General features: G+C 61.9%; 13 protein-coding genes and 1 riboswitch. Of the genes, 11 read left to right on the forward strand and 2 right to left on the reverse strand.

The annotated features are described in order from the left end of the window. Positions 1 to 68 precede the first annotated feature (68 nt). Positions 69 to 971, forward strand: a complete 903-nt coding sequence (locus HBN98_RS17760) for a LysR family transcriptional regulator (protein WP_064585674.1) — start codon at positions 69 to 71, stop codon at positions 969 to 971. A gap of 11 nt (positions 972 to 982) precedes the next feature. Further along, positions 983 to 2,257 (forward strand): lipid IV(A) 3-deoxy-D-manno-octulosonic acid transferase, encoded by a 1,275-nt coding sequence (gene waaA / locus HBN98_RS17765; RefSeq protein ID WP_083367192.1) that lies wholly within the window; start codon positions 983 to 985, stop codon positions 2,255 to 2,257. Positions 2,258 to 2,404: 147 nt separating this feature from the next. On the opposite strand, the gene HBN98_RS17770 is transcribed toward waaA, so the two are convergent. After that, positions 2,405 to 3,838, reverse strand: coding sequence for a TolC family outer membrane protein (locus HBN98_RS17770; RefSeq protein ID WP_064585676.1), 1,434 nt, complete (start codon positions 3,836 to 3,838; stop codon positions 2,405 to 2,407). Between the two features lie 206 nt (positions 3,839 to 4,044). Next, positions 4,045 to 4,150, forward strand: a riboswitch (TPP riboswitch). 146 nt (positions 4,151 to 4,296) lie between these two features. Here HBN98_RS17770 and thiC point away from each other — a divergent pair. Beyond that, positions 4,297 to 6,186: a phosphomethylpyrimidine synthase ThiC gene (gene thiC / locus HBN98_RS17775; RefSeq protein ID WP_064585677.1), complete on the forward strand. Its 1,890-nt coding sequence runs from the start codon at positions 4,297 to 4,299 to the stop codon at positions 6,184 to 6,186. A gap of 199 nt (positions 6,187 to 6,385) precedes the next feature. Then, the gene (gene cytX, locus HBN98_RS17780) at positions 6,386 to 7,678 is read left to right on the forward strand and encodes a putative hydroxymethylpyrimidine transporter CytX (RefSeq protein WP_064585678.1); all 1,293 of its coding nucleotides are present in this window, start codon (positions 6,386 to 6,388) and stop codon (positions 7,676 to 7,678) included. On the opposite strand, the gene HBN98_RS17785 is transcribed toward cytX, so the two are convergent. Further along, entirely contained in the window at positions 7,647 to 8,393 is a 747-nt protein-coding gene (locus HBN98_RS17785) for an RsiV family protein (protein WP_083367191.1), read from the reverse strand. The genes cytX and HBN98_RS17785 overlap by 32 nt on opposite strands. Positions 8,394 to 8,621: 228 nt before the next feature. Between HBN98_RS17785 and HBN98_RS17790 the strand changes: the two genes are divergently transcribed. The 7 genes from HBN98_RS17790 (at position 8,622) to HBN98_RS17820 (ending at position 14,843) form a co-directional block, all read left to right on the forward strand. After that, positions 8,622 to 9,239 (forward strand): NUDIX domain-containing protein, encoded by a 618-nt coding sequence (locus HBN98_RS17790; protein ID WP_064585680.1) that lies wholly within the window; start codon positions 8,622 to 8,624, stop codon positions 9,237 to 9,239. Further along, the gene (locus HBN98_RS17795; RefSeq protein WP_083367190.1) at positions 9,230 to 9,682 is read left to right on the forward strand and encodes a DUF1249 domain-containing protein; all 453 of its coding nucleotides are present in this window, start codon (positions 9,230 to 9,232) and stop codon (positions 9,680 to 9,682) included. The genes HBN98_RS17790 and HBN98_RS17795 overlap by 10 nt, the downstream gene beginning before the upstream one ends. A 99-nt stretch (positions 9,683 to 9,781) precedes the next feature. After that, positions 9,782 to 10,597 carry a 3',5'-cyclic-AMP phosphodiesterase gene (cpdA, locus tag HBN98_RS17800; RefSeq protein WP_064585681.1) on the forward strand — a complete coding sequence of 272 codons (816 nt, stop codon included), beginning with the start codon at positions 9,782 to 9,784 and terminating at the stop codon, positions 10,595 to 10,597. 177 nt (positions 10,598 to 10,774) lie between these two features. Then, the gene (locus HBN98_RS17805; protein ID WP_064585682.1) at positions 10,775 to 11,383 is read left to right on the forward strand and encodes a YqiA/YcfP family alpha/beta fold hydrolase; all 609 of its coding nucleotides are present in this window, start codon (positions 10,775 to 10,777) and stop codon (positions 11,381 to 11,383) included. 42 nt (positions 11,384 to 11,425) lie between these two features. Further along, entirely contained in the window at positions 11,426 to 13,333 is a 1,908-nt protein-coding gene (gene parE, locus HBN98_RS17810) for a DNA topoisomerase IV subunit B (protein WP_083367189.1), read from the forward strand. Beyond that, complete coding sequence (locus tag HBN98_RS17815) at positions 13,333 to 14,322, forward strand: esterase-like activity of phytase family protein (protein ID WP_083367188.1); 990 nt, start codon at positions 13,333 to 13,335, stop codon at positions 14,320 to 14,322. Before parE ends, HBN98_RS17815 begins: the two co-directional genes overlap by 1 nt. Then, positions 14,319 to 14,843 (forward strand): retropepsin-like aspartic protease family protein, encoded by a 525-nt coding sequence (locus HBN98_RS17820; RefSeq protein ID WP_083367187.1) that lies wholly within the window; start codon positions 14,319 to 14,321, stop codon positions 14,841 to 14,843. Before HBN98_RS17815 ends, HBN98_RS17820 begins: the two co-directional genes overlap by 4 nt. Positions 14,844 to 14,846 lie beyond the last annotated feature (3 nt).

Consider the following 14,846-nt stretch of genomic DNA (forward strand, 5'->3'; position numbering starts at 1 on the left):
GCGGCATTCTAGTGATTCGCCAGATGGGGTAAAGTCATTACCTATCTGTTTTAAAGATGGGTCAGACCATGAATACCCAGTGGAACCTGGAACAACTGCGCGCCTTCGTCGGCGTCGCCGAACAACGCTCGTTTTCCGCCGTGGCCCGCCAGCAGCGCAAGGCGCAGTCGGCGATCAGCAGCGCGATTGCCCTGCTGGAGGATGATCTGGGCGTCAGTCTGTTCGAGCGTAGCAGCGGTCGCTCACCCAGGCTCACCGAAGCGGGAGAGGCACTGCTCGAAGAAGCCCGGGAAGTGCTGCGCCAATGTGAGCGCCTGAACGGTCGGGCGATGGCGATGATGCGCGGCGAGGAAGCGCAGCTGCGCGTGGCCCAGGATGAAGCGATGCCGTATCAGGCGCTGGTGGAAAGCTTCGACGCCCTGGCCGAGCAATTTCCCAGCCTCGAAGTGCAACTGACCAGCGCCGCCCAGGGTGAGGTCGCGCGCAAACTGGTCGAACGCCGCGCCGATCTGGGGCTGCTGTTCTATCACGATGAAATCCCCGAGGCGCTGGAACGCCGGGTCTTGGGCCGGGTGGAAATGGTCACGGTCTGCGGGATTAATCATCCGCTGGCGAAGCAGTCCTACGTCACCTGCCAGCAACTGGCGCAACATCGGCAACTGTTGATGTCGACGCAGACCAGCGTTTATCCGGGCAACGAACCGGCCAGCCCGCAGGTGTGGCGCGCCGACAGTTTCTACGTGATGGCCGAATGGCTGGTGCGAGATTTAGGCTGGGCGTGGCTGCCCCGGCATGTGGTGCAGTATTCGGCCTATCAGGGCCTGATGGTTGAACTGGACAGCGAATGGACGCCGCCAGCGCTGGTGGTGGAGCTAGTCTGGCGCCGGGATGAGCCGTTGGGGCCTGCCGCGCGCTGGCTGGCCGAACGTTTTGCCGTGCACTTGCGGGCGATTGGCGACAAAAGTCGATAAACTCCGCCGCCATGAATAGAACTCTCTACACCGCGCTGTTTTACCTGGGGCTGCCATTGGTGGCGATTCGGCTGTGGCTGCGCTCGCGCAAGGCCCCGGCGTATGCCAAGCGGATTGGCGAGCGCTTCTCCTACGGGATGCCGTCATTGCAACCCGGCGGGATCTGGGTGCACGCGGTGTCGGTGGGCGAAAGCATCGCCGCCGCGCCGATGATCCGCGCCTTGCTGCAACGTTATCCGCAGCTGCCGATTACCGTGACCTGCATGACCCCGACCGGTTCGGAGCGAATTCAGGCGTTGTTCGCCGGGGAGCCGCGCATCCAGCATTGTTATCTGCCCTACGACTTGCCGTGTGCGGCGGCGCGTTTCCTTGATCGGGCGCAGCCCAAGCTTGCGGTGATCATGGAAACCGAACTGTGGCCCAACCACATTCACCAGTGCGCCAAACGCGGGATTCCGGTGGCGCTGGCCAACGGCCGACTGTCCGAACGTTCGGCCCGGGGTTATGGACGCTTGCGCAAACTGACCGCGCCGATGCTCGCCGAAATGAGTTTGTTCGCGGTGCAGACCGAGGCCGAAGCCCGGCGCTTTCGCGATCTGGGCGCACGTGCGGAGACGGTCGAGGTCACTGGCTCGATCAAGTTTGACCTGACCATCGACCCGCAACTGTTGCAACGTGCCAATGAGCTGCGCGGTCAGTGGCAGGCCCTGGAACGCCCGGTGTGGATCGCCGCCAGCACCCACGAGGGTGAGGACGAAGTGGTGCTCGACGCCCATCGTCGCCTGTTGGCGAACTACCCTAACGCGCTGTTGATTCTGGTGCCGCGTCATCCCGAGCGTTTCAACGCGGTGTTCGAACTGTGCCAGCGTGAAGGCTTTGCCACCGTGCGCCGTTCAACCGGTGCCAACGTCGAGGCCAATACCTCGGTGCTGCTCGGCGACACCATGGGTGAGTTGCTGTTTCTCTATGCCTTGGCGGACAGCGCCTTTGTCGGCGGTAGCCTGGTGCCGAACGGCGGGCACAATCTGCTCGAGCCTGCGGCCCTGGCAAAACCGGTGCTGAGCGGCCCACACCTGTTCAACTTCCTCGACATCGCCGCGCAGTTGCGCGAAGCCGGTGCACTGGCTGAAGTGGATGATGCCGAAGGCTTGGCGGTGGAAGTGCAGCGGCTGTTCGAATTGCCGCGTGATGCCCAGCGCATGGCCGAGGCCGGGCTGGCGGTGATGCGCCGCAATCAGGGGGCGTTGCAGCGCTTGCTGGATGGGCTGGGCAAGTTGATTCGCTGATTTGCACTCAAGCCCTGTGGCGAGGGAGCTTGCTCCCGTTAGGCAGCGCAGCTGCCCCAAGCCCTGATACATCGAGTTGCCAGATTTACGACTGCTGCGCAGCCGAGCGGGAGCAAGCTCCCTCGCCACAGGTATCTTGTTTGCTGTTTACGGACGCGCCTTGAGCTGTGCTTCCGCAGCCTTTGCCAGATCGGGCGGCAAGAAGTCCTTGTCCGGGTTGTAGTCGGCTTTCAGATAACGCGTCAGGTCCTGCAAGTCACCCGGGTTCAACGTGCCCGCCGCCTGCTTCAAGCGCAGGTTGTCGAGGATGTAGTCGTAACGGGTGTTGTTGTAGTTGCGCACCGAGGTGTACAGCTGACGCTGGGCGTCGAGCACATCGACGATGTTGCGCGTACCGACCTGATAGCCGATTTCCGTGGCTTCCACCGCGCTCTGGTTAGAGATGATCGACTGGCGGCGCGCCTGCACCTGCTCGACATCGGTGTTGACCGCGCGGTGCAGGTTGCGGGTGTTTTCCACCACTTGTCGGCGCAGGGATTCGCGCTGTTGCTCGCTCTGATCCAGTTGCGCATACGACTGACGTACTTGCGAACTGGTCAGCCCGCCGCTGTAGATCGGAATGTTCAGTTGCAGGGCCAGCGTGCTTTGTTCGACGTTGCCACCGTACGGAGTACCGAAAGCATTCGGGTTGGCGAAGCCGAGGGCATCGTTGTCACCCTTTTCGTATTTGGCCACGGCATCGAGGGTCGGCAAGTGGCCGGCCTTGCGCTGCTTGAGGGTCTGTTCGGCGGAGCTGACCGCATAGTTGCTCGCCAGCAGATTGAGGTTCTGTTTGCCTGCGGTGTCGACCCAGGCCTTGGCATCATTTGGCACCGGCGGCAGGATCGGCAGCGTGTGGACGATGCCCTGAATCGAGTTGTACTGGCGGTTGGTCAGGGTGATCAGCGCTTCGAACGCATCATCGACCTGACGCTGCGCAACGATGCGGTTGGCCCGCGCGGTGTCGTAGCTGGCTTGCGATTGCAGCACGTCGGTCTTGTCCGACAGGCCGACATCGAAGCGTTCGTTGGACTGGTCGAGCTGACGTTTGAACGCGGCTTCTTCAGCCTTGGTCGAGGCCAGGTTGTCCTGACTGCGCAGTACGTTGAAATAGCTTTCGGCCGATTGCAGGATCAGGTTCTGTTCGGTGGCCGACAGTTGCAGCGCCGCCTGCTCGTTGACGTCCTTGGCCGCCTGGTACTGGAACCAGCGGTCAGCGCGGAACAATGGCTGGGCCAGGGTCGCCTGATAGGAATGCGCGCTGCGATTGGCAATGGCTGAAGGCTGGTCGATCGAGGTGCGCACATCCGCGACTTCAGCGCCGCCGGAGAGGTTGGGCAGCAACCCTGCGCGGGCCTGAGGCACGACTTCTTTCTGTGCGCCGTACTGGGCGCGGGCCGCGGCCAGATCGGCGTTGTTGTCGACCGCTTCCTGATAGACGCTGACCAGATCGGTTTTGGTCGACAAGGGCGCTTCTGCTGCCCAGGCCATTGCGTTGGACGCACAAGACACGGCAAGAGCCAGTGAAAGTTTGCGCAGCATGAGGCGATCCCTAGCAAGAAATATTACGAAAATAATGTGCGCGCCAAGGCTACGGCGCGGCCCCGATAGCGTCAAGGCGCGCAGGGCACAGCGAGTGTAGTTGCGCAATCGTGCGGCAACAATCCTGCAAGTCCCGCTAATTGCGCCATTCATCATGGTGTTTGCCGCGGTGTTGGCGTTCTTTGCCGGTTGTGTCTAGACTGGCCGGGTTCTTGTCGGGGTGCCTTGCTATGAGGCTGAGATCGAATAATTTCGGATCCCGTTGAACCTGATCAGGTTAGCGCCTGCGTAGGGAACAAGATTTCTCGTCACCCGGCGAGTCCTCTTGTGCTTCGTCCGGGAAATTGTTCGACAATCGAACGCTCGACGACGATGCACAGCACCAGTCCTGGTGCGTCCGTGCCTTTCAGGTTCTGCTCCGACAATCCACTGCCTGGATGCTGTCTGGAGAGCCCGTGATGACTACAAAAGCAAAAAACGCGATCAACCTGAGTGACTCGGCCAAGGTCGATGAGCAGTCGGTTCAGCCGTTCACCCGTTCGCAAAAAGTCTACGTTCAGGGCTCGCGCCCGGACATCCGCGTGCCGATGCGCGAAATCACCCTCGATGTGACGCCGACCGACTTCGGCGGCGAAATCAACGCGCCGGTGACTGTCTACGACACCTCGGGCCCGTACACCGATCCGAACGTGGTGATCGACGTGCGCAAAGGCCTGGGCGACGTGCGTTCGGCGTGGATCGACGACCGTGGCGACACCGAGCGTCTGCCAGGCCTGAGTTCCAACTTCGGCCAGGAACGCCTCGCCGACCCAGAGCTGACCAAGCTGCGTTTTGCCCACGTCAACAACCCGCGCCGCGCCAAGGCCGGGGCCAACGTCAGCCAGATGCATTACGCGCGCAAAGGCATCATCACCGCCGAGATGGAATACGTCGCCATCCGCGAAAACATGAAGCTGCAAGAGGCCCGCGCCGCTGGCCTGTTGAACCAGCAACACGCCGGCCACAGCTTCGGCGCCAGCATCCCGAAAGAAATCACCCCGGAATTCGTCCGCGAAGAAATCGCCCGTGGTCGCGCGATCATCCCGGCCAACATCAACCACGTCGAACTGGAACCGATGATCATCGGCCGTAACTTCCTGGTGAAGATCAACGGCAACATCGGCAACAGCGCCCTGGGTTCGTCCATCGAAGAAGAAGTGGCGAAACTGACCTGGGGCATTCGCTGGGGTTCGGACACCGTGATGGACTTGTCCACCGGCAAACACATCCACGAAACCCGCGAGTGGATCATCCGCAACTCGCCAGTGCCGATCGGCACCGTGCCGATCTACCAGGCGCTGGAGAAGGTCAACGGCGTCGCTGAAGACCTGACCTGGGAGCTGTTCCGCGACACGCTGATCGAGCAGGCCGAACAGGGCGTCGACTACTTCACCATCCACGCCGGCGTGCTGCTGCGCTATGTGCCGCTGACCGCCAAACGCGTGACCGGCATCGTCTCCCGAGGCGGTTCGATCATGGCCAAGTGGTGCCTGGCGCACCACAAAGAGAACTTCCTCTACACCCACTTCGACGAAATCTGCGAAATCATGAAGGCCTACGACGTCAGCTTCTCGCTGGGCGACGGCCTGCGTCCGGGCTCGATTGCCGACGCCAATGACGAAGCGCAATTCGGCGAACTGGAAACCCTCGGCGAGCTGACCAAGATCGCCTGGAAACACGACGTGCAGTGCATGATCGAAGGCCCGGGCCACGTGCCGATGCAGTTGATCAAAGAGAACATGGACAAGCAGCTGGAGTGCTGCGACGAGGCGCCGTTCTACACCCTTGGCCCGCTGACCACGGACATCGCGCCGGGTTACGACCACATCACCTCGGGTATCGGTGCGGCGATGATCGGCTGGTTCGGTTGCGCGATGCTCTGCTACGTGACGCCGAAGGAGCACCTGGGCCTGCCGAACAAGGATGACGTGAAGACCGGGATCATCACTTACAAGATCGCCGCTCATGCCGCCGACCTTGCGAAGGGCCATCCGGGCGCGCAGATTCGCGACAACGCCTTGAGCAAGGCGCGGTTCGAATTCCGTTGGGAAGACCAGTTCAACCTCGGTCTGGACCCGGACACCGCCCGTTCGTATCACGATGAAACCCTGCCGAAGGATTCGGCCAAGGTCGCGCACTTCTGCTCGATGTGCGGGCCGAAGTTCTGCTCGATGAAGATCACCCAGGAAGTCCGCGAATACGCGGCCAACCAGCGGATCGACGCGGTCGACGTGGACGTCGCCCAAGGCCTGGCGGAACAGGCCGAGCGGTTCAAGAAGGAAGGCAGTCAGCTGTACAAGAAGGTTTGATCCCTAGCTGGTCTTTTGTGGTGAGGGGATTTATCCCCGATGGGTTGCGAAGCAGCCCCAAAATCTGAGAATGCGGTACATCTGAAAGACCCGGTTCTCAAAGTTGCGACTGCTGCGCAGTCGATCGGGGATAAATCCCCTCGCCACAAGAGGGCAGCTTGATCAACACAACAACAAATGTCCCTCTGAGATAACACCCTTGAGCATTCAACCCAGCACCTATTCCCCCGAGCTCGCCGTACCCGCCGACAAGCGGGTGTTCGGCGGTCGCGATCTGTTTTCCCTGTGGTTCTCCCTCGGCATCGGCCTGATGGTATTGCAGACCGGTGCGCTGCTGGCACCGGGCCTGGGCCTGTCGGGTTCGTTGCTGGCGATTTTCCTCGGCACCCTGGTCGGCGTGCTGTTGCTGGCGGCGGTTGGCGTGATCGGCAGCGACACCGGCCTGTCGTCGATGGCCGCGCTCAAACTCAGCCTCGGCAGCAAAGGCGCGAGCCTGCCGGCGCTGCTCAACCTGTTGCAACTGATCGGTTGGGGCTCGTTTGAAATCATCGTCATGCGCGACGCCGCCAGTCTGCTCGGCACCCGCGCGTTCAGCGAAGGTTCGCTGTGGGCCAGCCCGATGCTCTGGACCTTGTGCTTCGGTGCGCTGGCAACCCTGCTCGCGGTCAGCGGGCCGCTGACGTTCGTGCGCAAGATCCTGCGCAAATGGGGCATCTGGCTGATATTGGCCGCGTGCATCTGGCTGACCTGGAACCTGTTCGCCAAGGCGGATCTGGCGGCGCTCTGGGCGCGTGCCGGTGATGGTTCGATGCCGTTCGCCGTGGGCTTCGACATTGCCATCGCGATGCCGCTGTCGTGGCTGCCGCTGATCGCCGATTACTCGCGATTCGGCAAGCGCGCGAAGAACGTGTTCGGTGGCACGGCGATCGGTTTTTTCATCGGCAATTTCTGGTTGATGAGCCTCGGCGTGGCCTACACCCTGGCGTTTGCGCCGAGCGGTGAGGTCAATGCATTGCTGTTGGCGTTGGCCGGTGCCGGCCTGGGGATTCCGCTGCTGCTGATTCTTCTCGATGAATCGGAAAACGCCTTCGCCGACATTCACTCGGCGGCGGTATCCAGCGGGATTCTGTTGCGCTTGAAAGTCGAGCATCTGGCGCTGGCCATCGGCGTGATCTGCACGCTGATTGCGCTGCTGGCGCCATTGGCGCAGTACCAGAATTTCCTGTTGCTGATCGGCTCGGTATTCGCGCCGCTGTTCGGCGTGGTGCTGGTGGATCACTTCATCCTGCGCAAGCGCAGCGCTCACGTCGCGTCAGCCGCATTGCGCTGGCCGGCGCTGTTGGCGTGGCTGGGCGGGATCAGCACCTACCACTTGCTGGCGAATCTGTATCCGGATGTCGGCGCGACCCTGCCGGCACTGGTGCTGGCAGGGCTGTTGCAACTGGTGCTCGGTCGAGCCTTCAGTTACGGCCCGGAAACAGCTCGGGTTTGACCACGCCGTTCAGGCGCGGGTAAGGAATCTTCAATTCGACGTGGCCCAGCGCGTAAGGCGCGATGGTGCTCACGTCGTACTTGAGGATTACGCCACCGTAGGTCAGCGCCACATTCGGGGTTTTCACGAACGGCCAGTTCTTCACGAACTCGGCTTCCTGATCCAGTTTGGTGCTGATCAGCCAGCTGTTGTGCGCGACTTGCGCCGCTTTCCAGAAGGCCTCTTCCTGACCTGGCAGCAACATGTCCGACAGGTTCAGTACTTTATGCTGCTGGCGCGAGTAGTTGATGAAACCGCGACCCGGGGTGCCATGCGCACCGCCGGTGTCGAGGTAGCTCGACAGCTCGACAATCACCAAGCCGTCATGCTGCTCGCGTACTTTGGCCTGCAAATAGCTGCTGTTGCGCGGGCCGGCATTGCGCAGGAATTGATCACGATAGGCCGCCAGGGTTGGCGCTACCGGCGCGTTCGCCTCGGTGCGGGTCATTTGCAGCAGGCGTTTTTCGATAATGCTGTCCAGTGCAGGCTCGGCCGGAAAGTGCAGGGTGTCGATGTTTACCAGCGGGCAGTCCGGGTTGGAACAGCCGGGTTTCAGGGTTTCCGATGCGTCGCGGGTGGTTTCCAGCGGCGCGCGGTAGTTAGGCTGGAACAGGTTGGCGCAGGCGCCCAGGGTCAGGGCGATGGCGGCCACGGAGGCAATTTTGAAAAGCGACATGGGCGTCCTTTCTGAAACAGGGGAAGGCGAAAAGTTATCCGCTTCGACTCTCGCCGAAGCAGTCAGTTCGCCACTAAGCTAATTAGAGTGGGTTTCGCCTCCACCGTCCATCCCGCTGACGGTAAAGGGGCTGCATCAATCATCTCGGGCGCGTTAGGATGGCGCGAAGTCGAGGTTGCCAGTCACCACCAGCAGCCTCGTATCGGATTTGCCGTAAAGAGGATGTTCATGACTGATTTTGCCAACGCCACTCCGGCCACCGTCGATGTCGTAAAGCGCGAGCGCTGCTACGAGGGCTTCTACAAACTCGACCGTTTGCACCTGCGCCATGAACTGTTCGCTGGCGGCATGAGCCGCGAGATCAACCGTGAAGTCTTCGTGCGTCACGACGCGGTGTGCTTGTTGCCTTACGATCCGCAGCGCGACGAAGTGGTGCTGATCGAGCAGTTTCGCGTCGGCGCCATGGGCAAGACCGACAACCCGTGGCTGGTGGAACTGGTCGCTGGTCTGATCGACAAGGAAGAAGTGCCGGAAGAGGTTGCTCACCGCGAGGCGCAGGAGGAAGCTGGGCTGGACATCAAGGCCCTGTGGCCGATGACCCAATATTTCCCGTCGCCGGGTGGCAGCAACGAATACGTGCATTTGTTTCTGGGGCGTTGCAGTACAGAAGGCGTAGGCGGCCTGCATGGGCTGGAGGAAGAGGCAGAAGATATCCGCGTTACGGTCTGGGCCTTTGAAGATGCCTTGCAGGCCGTCCGTGACGGACGCATTGCCAACGCGGCGAGCATCATCGCCTTGCAATGGCTGGCGCTCAACCGCGCCGAAGTGAGGGGGTTATGGTCGTAAACAAGCTGCGCGATCGTTATCGAGTTGACCTGGCGGGGCTGCAAGCTGCCTGCGAGGCCAACTACGCGCGCCTGATGCGACTGGTGCCGGACATGCGCAACGACCCCGAGGCGCGGCGCATCGCCGTGACCCAGGGTGAGCAGATGCTCGGCGTGCTGGCCCTCGAAGTGCTGCAGACCTGTCCGTACACCACGACGTTGCAGGTGCGCCAGGAACACAGCCTGCCCTGGCTGCCGGTGCCGCAACTGGAGGTGCAGGTCTATCACGACGCGCGCATGGCGGAGGTGATCAGCGCCGAACATGCACGACGCTTTCGCGGCATCTATCCTTACCCGAACGCCGAGATGCATCAGCCGGATGAAAAGGCCCAGCTCAATCTGTTCCTGGGGGAATGGCTGAGCCATTGTCTGGCCTTGGGGCACGAGTACGAAGTCGTTCGCTAGTTGTGAACTGCGTCCGGTTCGTCGGTTTCCTCTTTGCGCCATCCCCCAGCATAATTGCGGCACTCAACCGATTCCGTGCTTTTGCCCTGGGAGAACGCCTTGCCGAGCGTATCCGCATTGACCACCGCCGATCCGGCGTTGCTGGTGCAGTTATCCGACAGTCATCTGTTCGCCGAGGCGGATGGCACGCTGCTGGGCATGAACACCCGCGAGAGCCTGCAGAAGGTCATCGAACAGGTGCTCAGGCAGCAACCGCGGATCGACCTGATTCTGGCCACCGGGGATATTTCCCAGGACGGCACGCTGGAGTCGTATCAACAGTTTCGCCAGATGACCGCGCAGATCGATGCGCCGGCGCGCTGGATTCCCGGCAATCATGATGAGCCGCAGATCATGGCGCAGGCCGCGGTGCAAAGTGCGTTGCTGGAGTCAGTGGTCGATGTCGGCAACTGGCGCGTGACCTTGCTCGACTCGGCGGTGCCGGGTTCTGTGCCCGGTTACCTGCAGGACGATCAATTGCAGTTGCTCGCCCGCTCGTTGAGTGAGGCACCGGAACGCCATCATCTGGTGTGTTTCCACCATCATCCGGTGCCGGTGGGGTGTGCCTGGGCGGAACCGATCGGTTTGCGCAATCCCGAAGCGTTTTTCGAGGTGCTGGATCGTTTTCCACAGGCCCGTGCGGTGCTGTGGGGGCATGTGCATCAGGAGATCGACCGCGAGCGCAACGGCGTGCGGCTGATGGCTTCACCGTCGACCTGCATTCAGTTCGAGCCAAACAGTGAAGACTTCAAGGTTGGCGAGCAGCCGCCGGGGTATCGCTGGTTGCGGCTGTTGCCCGATGGACGGCTGGAAACCGGCGTCGAGCGTGTCACCGACTTCGAGTTCACCGTCGATTACGGCTCCAACGGCTACTGATATATCCCTGTTGGAGCTGCCGCAGGCTGCGCTCTTTTGACTTTGCTTTAAAGGATCAAAAGATCGCAGCCTGCGGCAGCTCCTACAGTGGGGCAGCATGGGCATCATTTGCATGGCCCATCGCTGCTCGACTCCCTGTAAACTCCGCTATCTTTCGCCGACACTCAGGGAGCTCAAATGTCCGGTTCGATCCTCTATATCCACGGTTTCAACAGCGCCCCGGCTTCGAAAAAGGCCTGTCAGTTGGTCGCGGTGATGGAACGGCTGGGTTTGAGCGAGCAATTGCGTGTCCCGGCGCTGCATCACCACCCGCGTCAAGCCATCGGTCAGTTGGAGCAGGCGATTGCCGAGCTGGGCCGGCCGTTGCTGGTGGGAAGCTCACTCGGCGGCTACTATGCGACTCACTTGGCCGAGCGCCACGGCTTGAAAGCCCTGCTGGTCAACCCGGCGGTCAGCCCGCACCGGATGTTCGACGGATACCTGGGCACGCAGAAAAACCTGTATACCGATGAGACCTGGGAACTGACCCACGACCACGTGACGGCCCTGGCCGAGCTGGAAGTGCCGGCGCCCGTGGATGCGCAGCGCTATCAGGTGTGGTTGCAGACCGGCGATGAAACACTGGATTATCGCCTCGCTCAGCAGTATTACCGGGCCTGTGCGCTGCGTATTCAGGCCGGTGGCGACCATGGTTTCCAGGGCTTTGCCGGGCAATTGCCGGCGTTGCTGAGTTTTGCCGGCATTGGCGCCGATTTGTATCAGGCAATCGATTTCACCGGATTGTGATGTCTTGCCCCTTTTTCATTGAATCACTGACGACGAGACCCTATGGCCACTCCCAGCGCTAGCTCTTATAACGCCGACGCCATCGAAGTCCTCTCGGGCCTCGACCCGGTGCGTAAACGCCCCGGCATGTACACCGACACCAGTCGGCCGAACCACCTCGCCCAGGAAGTCATCGACAACAGTGTCGACGAAGCCTTGGCCGGCCACGCCAAATCGGTGCAGGTGATCCTGCACGCCGATCACTCGCTGGAAGTCAGCGACGACGGTCGCGGCATGCCGGTCGACATTCACCCGGAAGAGGGTGTGTCAGGCGTCGAGCTGATCCTCACCAAGCTTCATGCGGGCGGCAAGTTTTCCAACAAGAACTACCAATTCTCCGGCGGTCTGCACGGGGTCGGTATTTCCGTGGTCAACGCCTTGTCGACCGAAGTCCGGGTACGGGTAAAACGTGACGGCAACGAGTACCAGATGACCTTCGCCGATGGCTTCAAGGCCACCGAGCTGGAAATCGTCGGCACCGTCGGCAAGCGCAATACCGGCACCAGCGTGTACTTCGCGCCGGACCCGAAATACTTCGATTCACCGAAATTTTCCATCAGCCGCCTCAAGCACGTGCTCAAGGCCAAGGCTGTGCTGTGCCCGGGGCTGCTGGTCAGCTTTGAAGACAAAGGCACCGGCGAGAAAGTCGAGTGGCATTACGAAGACGGCCTGCGCTCCTATCTGGTCGACGCGGTCAGCGAGTTCGAACGCCTGCCGGACGAGCCGTTCTGCGGCAGCCTGGCCGGTAATAAAGAAGCGGTCGACTGGGCGCTGCTGTGGCTGCCGGAAGGTGGCGACGCGGTGCAGGAAAGCTACGTCAACCTGATCCCGACGGCGCAGGGCGGCACCCACGTCAACGGTCTGCGTCAGGGCCTGCTCGATGCGATGCGCGAGTTCTGCGAATTCCGCAGCCTGCTGCCACGCGGCGTGAAACTGGCGCCGGAAGACGTCTGGGAGCGCATCGCTTTCGTACTGTCGATGAAGATGCAGGAGCCGCAGTTCTCCGGCCAGACCAAAGAGCGTCTGTCGTCCCGTGAAGCGGCGGCGTTCGTCTCCGGGGTGGTCAAGGACGCCTTCAGCCTGTGGCTCAACGCCAACCCGGAAACCGGTCTGGCGCTGGCCGAACTGGCGATCAACAACGCCGGTCGCCGCCTCAAGGCGAGCAAAAAGGTCGAGCGCAAACGCGTCACCCAAGGGCCGGCGCTGCCGGGCAAACTGGCTGACTGCGCCGGTCAGGATCCGATGCGTTCCGAGCTGTTCCTGGTCGAAGGTGATTCCGCCGGTGGTTCCGCCAAGCAAGCGCGGGACAAGGAATTCCAGGCGATCCTGCCGTTGCGCGGCAAGATCCTCAACACGTGGGAAGTCGACGGCAGCGAAGTGCTGGCCAGTCAGGAAGTGCACAACATCGCTGTGGCCATCGGGGTCGATCCGGGCGCCGCAGACATGAGCCAGCTGCGCTACGGCAAGATCTGCATCCTCGCCGACGCCGACTCCGACGGTCTGCACATCGCCACGCTGCTGTGCGCGTTGTTCGTCCAGCATTTCCGTCCGCTGGTGGATGCCGGTCACGTCTACGTCGCCATGCCGCCGTTGTACCGCATTGACCTCGGCAAAGAGATCTACTACGCCCTCGACGAAGCCGAGCGCGACGGGATTCTCGACCGTCTGGTGGCCGAGAAGAAGCGCGGCAAACCGCAGGTCACCCGATTCAAAGGTCTGGGTGAAATGAACCCGCCGCAGCTGCGTGAAACCACCATGGACCCGAACACCCGGCGCCTGGTGCAACTGACGCTGGGCGAGGACTTTGCCGAAACCTCGGAAATGATGGACATGCTGCTGGCGAAGAAACGCGCCGGTGACCGCAAGACCTGGCTCGAATCCAAGGGCAACCTGGCCGAGGTGCTGGCCTGATGCGGTTTGGCTGGGCCTTGGCGGGTGCATTACTGCTGAGTGCGATGAGCGTGTCGGCCGAGCCGTTGCAGGAGTTGCGCGTGCTTTCCGAGCATCCGGTCGACGGCATGCGCGGCGGCAACCTGTCGGGGCTGGCCATGTGTGGCAGCGAGTTGTGGACGGTGTCGGACCGCGATGACGACCAGATCTATCGCCTCAATACCGCCGATCAGGTCTGGCAGGCCGAAGCCTTGCACATCGACGTGCCCCCGGTGCCGGAGACCGGTTTGCCGTGGGGGTTGCGCTCGCGCAATTGGGCCGCGTCGTTCGTGCGCGGTGGCGACCTGGATTTCGAAGGCATCAGCTGCGACAGCGCCGGCAATCGCTACATCGTCAGCGAGGGCCATGCGGCGGTCTTGCAGGTGCCCGTCAGCGGCCCGGTCAACTGGCTGAAGATCTCGCCGATGATGGTTCGCGAAGCGCGGGCCAGTGGCATGCTCCTGCATTTCAATGCGATTTTCGAAGGCCTGGCGATCAACCCGGCGGGCGATCAGCTGTGGCTGGCCGCCGAACGGCAAAGCCGTGGCTTGCTGCTGATCAAGCGCCAGCAGACGGTGTGGGATTGCGACGGTCGTTGTGTGCTGCTCAGTGAGGGCGGCAAGGAGATGCAGCCGCCGCAGTTCCCGAATGCCAAAGCGGTCGACCGAGACTTTTCCGACCTTTCGTTGTTCAACGGCAAATTGTTTACCCTTGAACGCAACGCCTTTCAGATTTGTCGGCGCGATGCGCAGACCGCCAAGGTCGAGCGTTGCTGGTCGTACGCAGCCGAATTGTTGCAGGCCAACCGACGTTACTCGCAGAACTTCGGGTTGGAAGAGGCACTGATCGTTGACGCTGAGGGTGCGTGGGTTGGCGTCGACAATAATTTCGGTCCGCGGGCAGACGGTGAGGTTCGGCCGATTGTCTGGCGCTTCGCCGCGCCCGAAGGTGGCTGGAGCGCCAAGCCATGAGTCAGCAACCGCCGGGCAAGCGCGCCGGTCGGGTGTTGATGACCCTGGCGTGGTGCGCGGCGCTGTTTCTGGCCACGCGGTTTTTTGGCCAGTGGGAAGAGCGTCAGCAGAATCCGAACGTCGTGGTCACGTCCGAGCAGCATGATGGCGTGATCGAAGTGAAGCTGGCCGGCAACGCCCAAGGGCATTTTGTCGCCAGCGGCCAGATCAACGGTGAGCCGGTGGAGTTCATGCTCGACACCGGTGCCACCGACGTGGCGATCCCGGCGGATCTGGCCAAGCGGTTGAAACTGGAAGAAGGTTTCGGCGTGACCCTGAGCACGGCCAACGGCCTGAGCCAGGGCTACCGGACCAAAATCGACCGCCTGCAACTGGGCGACATCGTGCTGCGCGACGTCCGCGCACTGGTGGCGCCGGGGCTGCATGGCGATCAGGTGCTGCTCGGCATGAGCGCCCTGAACAAACTTGAATTTACCCAGCGCGGCGGCACCATGCTGCTGCGCCAGACAACGAACCGATGAGGC

It is taken from the genome of Pseudomonas koreensis (genome assembly GCF_012986595.1).
In the GTDB taxonomy this organism is placed as follows: domain Bacteria; phylum Pseudomonadota; class Gammaproteobacteria; order Pseudomonadales; family Pseudomonadaceae; genus Aquipseudomonas; species Aquipseudomonas koreensis.

Coding starts and splice junctions, on each gene's coding strand:
- HBN98_RS17760 (WP_064585674.1), top strand. CDS start 69: ATGAATACCCAGTGGAACCTGGAACAACTGCGCGCCTTCGTCGGCGTC.
- waaA (WP_083367192.1), top strand. CDS start 983: ATGAATAGAACTCTCTACACCGCGCTGTTTTACCTGGGGCTGCCATTG.
- HBN98_RS17770 (WP_064585676.1), bottom strand. CDS start 3,838: ATGCTGCGCAAACTTTCACTGGCTCTTGCCGTGTCTTGTGCGTCCAAC.
- thiC (WP_064585677.1), top strand. CDS start 4,297: ATGACTACAAAAGCAAAAAACGCGATCAACCTGAGTGACTCGGCCAAG.
- HBN98_RS17785 (WP_083367191.1), bottom strand. CDS start 8,393: ATGTCGCTTTTCAAAATTGCCTCCGTGGCCGCCATCGCCCTGACCCTG.
- HBN98_RS17790 (WP_064585680.1), top strand. CDS start 8,622: ATGACTGATTTTGCCAACGCCACTCCGGCCACCGTCGATGTCGTAAAG.
- HBN98_RS17795 (WP_083367190.1), top strand. CDS start 9,230: ATGGTCGTAAACAAGCTGCGCGATCGTTATCGAGTTGACCTGGCGGGG.
- HBN98_RS17805 (WP_064585682.1), top strand. CDS start 10,775: ATGTCCGGTTCGATCCTCTATATCCACGGTTTCAACAGCGCCCCGGCT.
- parE (WP_083367189.1), top strand. CDS start 11,426: ATGGCCACTCCCAGCGCTAGCTCTTATAACGCCGACGCCATCGAAGTC.
- HBN98_RS17815 (WP_083367188.1), top strand. CDS start 13,333: ATGCGGTTTGGCTGGGCCTTGGCGGGTGCATTACTGCTGAGTGCGATG.
- HBN98_RS17820 (WP_083367187.1), top strand. CDS start 14,319: ATGAGTCAGCAACCGCCGGGCAAGCGCGCCGGTCGGGTGTTGATGACC.